Origin of the sequence: Fibrivirga algicola (assembly GCF_011742925.1) — a bacterium.
In the GTDB taxonomy this organism is placed as follows: domain Bacteria; phylum Bacteroidota; class Bacteroidia; order Cytophagales; family Spirosomataceae; genus Fibrella; species Fibrella algicola.
On record NZ_WAEL01000017.1, the window covers coordinates 1 to 9,631 of the forward strand.

7 protein-coding genes and 1 pseudogene are annotated in these 9,631 nt (G+C 51.3%); 2 read left to right on the forward strand and 6 right to left on the reverse strand.

The genetic code is table 11. From position 1 onward, the window contains the following. A pseudogene (locus F7231_RS26880) lies at window positions 1-816 on the reverse strand (hypothetical protein); the annotation flags it as partial. A gap of 428 nt (window positions 817-1,244) precedes the next feature. Here F7231_RS26880 and F7231_RS26885 point away from each other — a divergent pair. Then, entirely contained in the window at window positions 1,245-2,495 is a 1,251-nt protein-coding gene (locus tag F7231_RS26885; protein WP_085410647.1) for an MFS transporter, read from the forward strand. Window positions 2,496-2,624: 129 nt separating this feature from the next. Here the strand turns inward: F7231_RS26885 and F7231_RS26890 are convergent, their stop codons facing one another. From F7231_RS26890 to F7231_RS26905, 4 genes are all read right to left on the reverse strand, one after another. Then, window positions 2,625-2,906 (reverse strand): DUF427 domain-containing protein, encoded by a 282-nt coding sequence (locus F7231_RS26890; protein ID WP_085410646.1) that lies wholly within the window; start codon window positions 2,904-2,906, stop codon window positions 2,625-2,627. Between the two features lie 12 nt (window positions 2,907-2,918). After that, complete coding sequence (locus tag F7231_RS26895; RefSeq protein WP_229370423.1) at window positions 2,919-4,163, reverse strand: lytic transglycosylase domain-containing protein; 1,245 nt, start codon at window positions 4,161-4,163, stop codon at window positions 2,919-2,921. A gap of 172 nt (window positions 4,164-4,335) precedes the next feature. Then, window positions 4,336-5,589 (reverse strand): lytic transglycosylase domain-containing protein, encoded by a 1,254-nt coding sequence (locus tag F7231_RS26900; protein WP_166694323.1) that lies wholly within the window; start codon window positions 5,587-5,589, stop codon window positions 4,336-4,338. Between the two features lie 113 nt (window positions 5,590-5,702). Further along, window positions 5,703-7,265: a hypothetical protein gene (locus tag F7231_RS26905; protein WP_085410644.1), complete on the reverse strand. Its 1,563-nt coding sequence runs from the start codon at window positions 7,263-7,265 to the stop codon at window positions 5,703-5,705. A gap of 362 nt (window positions 7,266-7,627) precedes the next feature. On the opposite strand from F7231_RS26905, the gene F7231_RS26910 reads away from it, so the two are divergent. Then, entirely contained in the window at window positions 7,628-9,169 is a 1,542-nt protein-coding gene (locus F7231_RS26910) for a P-loop NTPase family protein (RefSeq protein ID WP_166694324.1), read from the forward strand. 161 nt (window positions 9,170-9,330) lie between these two features. Here the strand turns inward: F7231_RS26910 and F7231_RS26915 are convergent. Further along, a partial coding sequence (locus F7231_RS26915; protein ID WP_166694325.1) for a hypothetical protein occupies window positions 9,331-9,631 on the reverse strand: 301 nt, incomplete at its 5' end.

Here is a 9,631-nt window from a genome sequence, read left to right on the forward strand (position 1 = left end):
TACTCCTGAGAGGTTGCGGGTCAGTACGGTAGCCGAAGTGTTACCGTCGTAGACTTTGTTGTCAGCCGTGAAGCTACCCGTGATCGACTTAGCCGCAACTGTAAAGACTCTATCAATGCTTAATGCCGAGTTGTAGGTAGCGTTGCCAGACTGTGAAGCACGTACTGTTACTGAGCCTACTCCGGTGATGGTTACAGTGTTGCCTGTAATAGTAACTGGGCTACTATTAACTACATTAAAAGTAATTGGCAAGCCTGACGAGGAAGTTGCAGAAATACCAAATGGGGCATCTCCATAGTTCTTATTAGAGAGTGCATTAAATGTAATAGTCTGATCTGCCTTAGAAATTGTTACAATTGGCTGACTCCCTGTGATAGTTAAAGCTCCCCCACCGAATGTATTATTTTGGTATGGTGTAGTAGTCCATGTGGAAATTACGGCATTGGTTGGATTATCTGCTGTTACATTAACAATGACATACTCAGACGATCCGATATAAGCACTGTTATTGCCACTAGTACTGATGTCAATATTTCCATTATTAACAATTGCAGACCAGTTGGATTTTGACGAAGTGACAGAAGTTATTAGTAAGTTAGTAAACCCAGCTGGTATACTTATTCGTGCAGACCCAAACTTAGTGCTATTACTTGTACCTGTAATAGTAAACGAATATGCTTTAGTAGGTTGTAAAACAACACCAGTTGTTGGCGAAACGGTTGCTGTAAATTGTGCCCAGGCAGACGAACTGCAGAGACTGAGGATTGCGATAAACGCTATGAGCCAGTTGGTTCTAGCTAAGTACATTTTTTTCATATGCAATGGAAGTGAGGATAAACTGATTCTAAAAGGGTTAACTATATAGGACTAATCCGTAAGGAAATTTACTCAAATGACGAAATGCAAATGTAACCCCAAGGATATTTATCGATCGGTAGGTAGTGACTTTTAATTGATTTTTAATGTTTCTTTTTTTTATTATATTATATAATTATATTGTCATATGAGTATTATTTCATTGATTTAGTGCGTGGCATAACCTATTAGACACGTATCCAGGCGATATAAGTCGGCGGCGGGGTAGCAGTGAATAGGATAATTTTCTCGGTTTGCGGGTTGAGAATCCGTTCCCGAATGAAATATTGCTGCCTTAACTGCGCTCTGCCGGGTAATTAAGCAGGCATTGCGGCTTTACCGAGAAACCTAATCTACTTGTTTGACCAAATCTTCTTTTTTGTCTTTCTATGAACACGACTGTTAATAGCTCGAGGCTCTTCCTGGCAAGTTGCTTCGCCCTTATCACCACCGCCTTCTCGTTTAGTATCAGAGCGGGAATTCTGCCTCAGTTGGGGACAGAGTTCGCCCTGAGCGCCGAACAACTGGGCTTTATTAACTCAATGTGGTTTTTGGGCTTTCCCATAGCCATGATTGTCGGCGGGTTGGTGTATCATACGGTTGGCCCTAAAATCATCATGACGGTGGCCTTCGTGTCGCACACACTGGGCATTCTGCTCACGATCTATTCGGGCGGATACACAGGCCTGCTTGTCTCTACATTGTTTATCGGGATTGGTAACGGCTGTACAGAAGCCGCCTGTAACCCGCTGATCGCTGATATGTTCTCAGGCGCAGAGATGAACAAAAAGCTGAACCGGTTCCATATGTGGTTTCCCGGTGGTATCGTGGTAGGTAGCTTGCTGTCTAAAGTAATGACTGACAGTGGGTTGTCATGGCAGACGCAGATCTGGGTCATTATGATTCCAACCCTGATCTATGCATTCCTGTTTTTCGGTCAGGCGTTCCCAAAGCCACGTGTGGAAGGTGTAACGTCGATCAGCAAAAACTTTGCGGCCATGCTTACTCCCCTGTACCTCTTTATTTTCTGCTGCATGGCCCTGACGGCTATCTCTGAGTTTGGCCCGCAACAATGGGTTGGCCTTATCATGAGCAAAAGCGGCGCAAGCCCCATGCTTATTTTGGCGCTGGTTACCGGTCTGATGGCTGTGGGTCGCTATTTCGGTGGACCAATCATTCACCGCCTCGACCAAACGGGCGTACTGTTGGGCGGATCTATTTTCGCTACCATCGGTATTTACCTGTTTAGTACCCAAACGGGAGCAATGGCCTACGTGGCTGCGGTCTTCTTCGCTATCGGTGTCTGCTACTTCTGGCCAACCATGATCGGCTTCGTGGCGGAGCGGATTCCGCTGAGTGGCGCACTGGGTATGTCGATTGTTGGTGGCGTAGGGATGTTCTCCACGTCGATTTTCCAGCCTATCATCGGTCGCTGGATCGACGCCGAACGCGTAGTTCAGACGGCTGCCGGTAAAACAGGCGATGCCATGGAGCTGGCTGCCGGTCAGGCAACCCTGGCTAAAATGACTACGTTCCCCATTATTCTGATCGTCGCTTTTGCCGGTTTGTACATCTTCATGCGGAACAAGAAACATGTTCACGCTGATGAGTCGGCCGTAGCGCAGCAGCCACAGCTGTAACGGAGTCAGTTAGTCATTAAAAAAGCGGCATCGGATAACTCCGGTGCCGCTTTTTTAATTGGGTACGTTGCTGTGCATCAGCAACACAAAACCTTGGTTCGCCTGGGAAACAAATTGTTCAGGTACGTGCTAGGCAACTACCGTTACGCCTTTCCAGAAAGCGACCCGGTCTTTGATCTCGCTGGCTGCCGGCTTTGGCTGCGGGTAATACCAGGCGGCGTCGGTATTGGTTTTGCCACCTACCGTCAGCGAATAATACGAGGCAAGCCCTTTCCAGGGGCAGGTCGTGCGCGTTTGGCTATCGGTGAGGTACTCGGGCTTCACTGAGTCAAGCGGGAAATAATGGTTATTCTCCACCACAATGGTATTATCACTTTCGGCAATGGTTTCGCCGTTCCAGATGGCTTTCATCGTTTGCTGGGTTTAAAACTCTGTCTTCCACTGAACACGCCAGCCAGCCTGTAGGTTTTTCGGGATGGGTAAGCCCAATAGCCCCGTAACGGGATTCATAGCCGAGAGGGTCAACGGAGTGGCCTCTTTTGTTTCGGCAGAAATAACCTTGGTAGCGCGAAGAAACAACTGGCCCCGGCTATCTACATCGTCGACAACGGCATACAGGGCGTCACCCGATTTGAGTTCTACCTCGCCAATCTGCGCATCCTGCGTAACCACAAACGCCCAGCTCTGGCCAAGTTTGGCTTTGCCTGCCTTTTGTAATTTCGCTTCTACATCACCCGTCAGCAAGGCGGGCGTGCCCGGCTTTTGGCTTAGCAACTTCGTCAGGATACTGTCCATCGTGGCGGCTTCACCACCTGGTTTGTTGTCATACGCATCGATAGGCACGCCGAGTACTTCAGGATCTTCATCGACGATCCAGCCCATGCGGCGCGCCTGTAGCAATTCACGCTCGTAGGGGTCGTCGGCATAGGCCAGCATACCCACGCTTAGGCCAGCATACCGGCCGGGGTTCTGCATCAGCTCTTTCATGGCCAGCATCCGATAGAGGTAATACCCCGTTTCCTCATTCATGGTCATGTCGTAATAGCTCCGCGTAGCCTGCCGGACAATTTTCTTCTCGATCATGCCCATGCCCCCATTATAGGCCGCGGCTGCCAGCGTCCAGGAGCCCAGGCGCTTGTACAGGGATTTCAGGTAACGGCAGGCCGCCTCCGTCGATTTCACCAAATCCATGCGTTCGTCGTTACCCGGATCGATGCGCAGGTTCATGTCCTTGGCTGTTTCGTCCATAAACTGCCAGTAGCCAACGGCGCCCGCTGACGATACGGCGTCGGCTTTCCAGTTGCTCTCGATGAGCGGCATGTACTTGAAATCGTTGGGTACGTGGTGCCGGGCAAGAATAGGCTCAATAACGGCGAAAAAGGGGGCCGACCGCTGTTGGAGCGCCTGCACGCGCCGACTGTACCCCGAGGTACTCATCAGCGCTACGGCTAGTTTTGCCGCCACGGTACCCTGCTGGGTGGGTACTAATTCACCGGCGAAATTGGTCCGCTGAATAGGTGGTGGCGTGGGGAGCTGCGTTCTGACCTGCCCTTTCTTCTTCCCCTTTCCTGTGGCTTCTTTCTGTTGAGCAACGGAGAAATGTGCAATAAAAAGGAGTGCTAAGCAACTTACTATGAAGCACTTGCAAAATTGATTTTCTTGTTTCAAAGCAATTCGGTTGGTGCTGTGTTAAAAACTGACGCTTGTAGCGATAAGTTCTTTTTTGACTGCCTAACGAGCCAACGGTTTAATGGCAACGCCGTATTTCGCTGAAGCACAAAGGCCCGTTCCCGATGACATAGTCATCCGAACGGGCCTTCGCTGGGCTGTGGTAAGGTTTTTATAAAACTTTCCAGGTCAGTGTCCACCCGGCTTTCATTTGCTCTACGTCTGGGAGTTTAATGCCGATTCGACCCGTCGAGGCGTCAACGGCGGCGAGTGGCAGATTCATGGTGTGCTGGCTCCCCGCTGTATAAAGCTTATCGGCGCGGAAGAACACTTTGCCGGTCTTGAGGTCAATGTCTTCGACTATGGCATAGAGACGGTCTCCCTCACTCACGGTCACATTGTCGGCCATGCCATTGCGGGTCAGGTTGAATACCCACACTTCGCCACGCCGCAGGGCGCCGGCTTCGGTCAGTTTCGCTTTGATACCACCCCGGAACACATCAGCAGCATTGGGCAGCGGTACGTCTTCGGGGCGCGAATCGGCAGGCGAATCAGACAACACGGGCATCGGGGCCGTGATGGCTTGCCGTTCCAGATTCACCAGCACGGTTTCGTCGAAGAGTACTTCGTCTGCCTGTGTGGCGGCTTCCGAGTCAATGGGTTGGTTCAGGGTCGCCAGCATCTGCCGGGGGAGTAGGTCGCGGTACTGTAAATTATTGCTGAACAGCTCTTTGAAAGCCAGAATTCGATACAGGTATTTTCCTGTTTCGGCGTTTAGGTGCAGGTAGTAATAGTCGCGTTTTTGCTGCCTGCGGATGTTGCCCAGCAAATTGCCGATTCCCGTATTGTAGGCGGCCGCCGCCAGGGTCCAGGAACCCAGCTGATCGTGCAGAAAACGCAGATACCGGCAGGCAGCGTCTGTAGAGCGCATCAGGTTCAAGCGATCATCGTGGTAGGGGCCAACTGCCAACCCCAGTTCGCGGGCGGTAGCCGGCATCAGTTGCCAGTAGCCTGCTGCGCCTTTGGGCGATACCGCAGTTCCGACCAGGGCACTTTCTACCAGGGGTAGGTACTTAAAGTCGAGTGGAATCCGGTATTTGGCCAGTACGGGTTCAATCAGTGGGAAGAACGCTGCTGCCCGCTGCCGCATCCTGAGCAGGGCCGATGCCTGACCCGCACTCCGTGACAGGGCTGATATCAGCCGCCGTGCCACCATCTCTTCATGCATGGGCACCATCTCGCCGCAAAAATGCACGGGCGGAAATGGAGCTCGTAAACCAGGCGAAAAATGGTTTAGATACGGTAGCGACAGATAGGCCTGATTACTGGTGGGAGCAGTAGTGCGGCCACTGGTACCGGCCAGCGCGTCTGCCTGTTGCGCAATGGCCAAGACAAGGGCCAGCGCAACACCAACAAGGGATTTCATCGAGTACAAGTTGAGCGAGGTGGTCTATAACCAACTCTTCGTTAAGACACAAAACTGACTATAAGGTCACGGATGACTATATCCTTATATATCAATATGTGTGCCGTGCTCAACTACTGGGCCTCGTCCAGCGGGGTAAAATCTTTAAACGTCCGTTTCAGGGCTTTGTCGGTCGCTTCTTTTTTGTTTTGCCAGTTGGCGTCGAGTTCCAGCGATACTAAGCCGCTCAGGCTCATCGCGTTTCTGAATTCGTCGAGTTTCTTGATGAAGTCGGGGGTACGGCGGGCCGACTTCAGGGCAAACTCGCGGGCAAAGACGTCCCCTTTGTTTTGTAGCTCGGTCTTTTTGCCCAGTACGTAATTATACCGATCGAGCAGGTCCTTCATGGATTTGCCAATTACTTCGGTGGCCTCCAACGTACCCATCGTCAACACCGCCGTGCCGCCAATGGCCGAAATAAGGCGCTGGTTATTCGAATTCACCGCTGGCGAAATACCCGTGACGGCCCCCAATGATGCATTCGCCATAGACCGGTTTCGTTTACCACCTTTCGCCCGGCGGTAATCGCGCTTCAGCTCTATTTCCTTCTCATCGAGCTGCGTCACCAGATTCCAGGCCTGCACCAGCGCCTGGTTGTACAGCGCGTAGGTGTACCGGTCTTTAGCATCTTCGTTGACTGTATTCACCACCGTAATAGCGATGGTTTGCTCATCGCGGTTCTGGGCTTTATCGAGAACGAAAAACGTGAGGTTGACCCGAAGCGTATCGTGCGGATCGCGCACAAATTCGTAGCCCGGCATCCAGATAAACTCGTACTGGTTGTTCGTGTTCTTGACCAAGGCCGACTTGGGAATAAGCTGGTTTGAACTCAAAAAGTCGAAGGCCTCAATGTCGTCGTCGCCGTTCGGATCAGCGAGGTAGAACTTAAGATTGATGGTCGAATTTTCACGGACCCGGTATGACCGCTCTTTAGGAACAACCGAAATCACCGGCGGTAGATCCATCTGGGTTACGTCGATCTTCAAACGGCCTTTAGTCCGTGACTTGGCAGGCTGGTCTTCTACCCAGAATTCAATGTAAACAGGTTTTCCTCTGAGTTGATTGAACTGGTTGCGCGAGAGGGTCCAAGTCAGTTCGCCCTGGGCGCTAAGCTTCATTCCTTCCGGCATTTGGTCAGGAATAGCGACAAACGCAATTGGGTCGCCGTCGGCATCATACACCTGTTTAGGGTCGAACTTATAAACGTTCTGGGTCTGAAACCGCACATAAAATGGGGGTAAATCTTCGACAACCGGCCGGCGGTTCACGTGATTTACCCGGAATTCAACCAGTTGTGTGGCCGATTCGCCCCGGCGGTTACGTACCTCAAAAATGACGGGAACGGTCCGTGTTGTTTTAAGCCGGTCAGCCAGGTCGTAACTGGGTGTCCAGCTAAAATGCCCGAGTGAGTCGAAGGACATGCCATCGAGCATGCCCTGAGCAATCGAGTAACTGATCGAGTCGACGGCGCTGCCGGTGGTTTTGAGCGTAAACTGAATGGCTTGCCCCTCAGCGACGACAGTCCAGTCGGACTGTTGAGGAAGAATAATCTGAAGGGGTTTTGGGTCCTGCGCCAGGCAAAACGGGCTGAGTAACCACCCGATCAACGCTAGTGCAAGCCTACTGTAATTTATCATACTACGTACCTGATCCAAGTTGATTTTTAAAACGTAAAACTACGGTTAAGATTACAGCTGACTGGTGTAAATGCTATTTTTTTGAGGCAAAAGCCCTGATTCTTGACCTTTTATTGACTTATTTCCGGAAAACATAGACGCAAAAAAAGAGCCTTTGTTGTCCGCATCTACTGGTGAGCCGATAGTACCGGAGCTAAACCATTTAGGCCAAAAGCCTGTTAGAATTAAGATGTGTAATGGACAATCGCTACTGGACGAAGGCAGATTTTGCAGCCAATCGGTAGCCATTGTCCATTATCCGTTAATGCCTGTTCATTCAATCAGTTTCTTCAACGAGTGTTGCCAACGAACATTCCCAACGAATGAGTTACTATAACCTGAAAGCAAAGGAGTTAACTGCCATTAAAACCCTTGGCGAACTAAAAGCCGCCGGGTACCAGTCCCGGTCCATTAAACAGGAACTACGCGAAAATCTGATTCAAAAAATCAAGGCTAAAGAGTCGGTGTTCCCCGGCATATGGGGCTACGAAGAAACGGTTATCCCTGATGTGGAGCGCGCGATTCTGTCGATGCACCACATTAACCTGCTCGGTCTTCGCGGACAAGCCAAAACCCGGATTGCCCGCCTGATGGTGAATCTGCTCGACGAATACATTCCGTATGTCGAGGGGTCGGAGCTAAACGATGATCCGCTGAAACCACTCTCGCGTTTTGCCCATGACCTGATTGCTCAGCACGGCGATGCTACGCCCATTGCCTGGTTACACCGCAGTGATCGCTACACCGAAAAGCTGGCTACCCCCGACGTATCGGTAGCTGACCTGATCGGCGATGTAGACCCGATCAAAGCAGCTACGCTGAAACTGCCGTACTCAGACGAGCGCACCATTCACTTCGGTCTGATTCCCCGGTCACACCGCTGCATATTCGTGATCAACGAGTTGCCCGATTTGCAGGCCCGGATTCAGGTGTCGCTGTTCAATATTTTGCAGGAAGGCGACATTCAGATTCGTGGTTTCAAACTGCGCCTGCCCCTCGACATTCAGTTTGTGTTTACCGCCAACCCGGAAGATTATACCAACCGGGGTAGCATTGTAACGCCGCTGAAAGACCGGATCGACAGCCAGATTGTGACGCACTATCCGAAAACCATCGAGATGGGTCGGAAAATCACGCAACAGGAGGCGATTGTAAAAACCGAGCAGAAAGGGCTGGTGAAAACCAACGACCTGGTGGCCGATTTGATTGAACAGGTCGCCATTGAGGCCCGCCAAAGCGAATATGTCGATGCCAAGTCGGGTGTATCGGCCCGGATGACCATTTCGGCCTACGAAAACTTGCTATCATCGGCTGAACGGCGTACGTTGCTTAACAGCGAGAAAGAAACCTACGTGCGTATCGCTGATGTGTATGGCGTGGTGCCGGCCATCTGCGGTAAGGTTGAACTGGTGTATGAAGGTGAGGTGGAAGGCCCCGTTATTGTGGCGCAGAACCTGATCGGCAAAGCGATACGTACCCAGTTTCTGAATTACTTCCCCAACCCGGAGAAGGCCAAGAAAGACAAGCGGGGTAATCCATACAAAAAGATCACCGACTGGTTTGGTGATGGCAACACGATGGACCTGCTCAACGACCTCTCGAACCGGGATTACGAGAGTCGCCTCCGTACCATCGATGGCCTCGATGATCTGGTCGATCAGTTCCACCCGCGCCTGAGCAAGCAGGAGCGCCTGTTTATGATGGAGTTCGCTCTGCACGGCATTGCCGAATACTCGCTGGTAGGCAAAAAAGCCATGGATACCGGTCTGCAATTCAAAGACCTTGTCGGCTCGATGTTTGACCCCACCAAGCATTTTGGGGAAGAAGACGAGGAAGAGGACGACGACAACAACGATCGTTTTTAATTAATGATCGGTAACGTACCTCTGTGGGGTCACGCACGTTTAGCCCCACAATCAATTCCTGGTAAAAGTTGAGCGTTTACAACGTGTCATCAAATGCAAAACGCCTTCTACTAATGAGCAGAAGGCGTTTTGTTAATTACCGCTTTTTGATCCGGTTAGGATCAATTGATCCTCCGAACTACAATCGGTATGCAGGCTGGCACTGGACACACACAGGCGGCCGGGTCAAGGGCTACCGTAAGGGTGCTTGTGCAGATGCCATCGGCGCCATAGAGACGAACCAGGTACGTTACCCGTTGCGTTGGGTTCGGCAGGTTCGTAAACGTGTAGGCGTTGCCCGTTACGGCTACCGCACCGGCGAAGTCAGGCAGGGTAGTGCCGTCGGCCGCTGAGATGCTTACCCGTACCGTGTTCGACAGACCTGTCAGGGCAATGCTGGCGTCGTTGTTAGCCGTTGCCCCG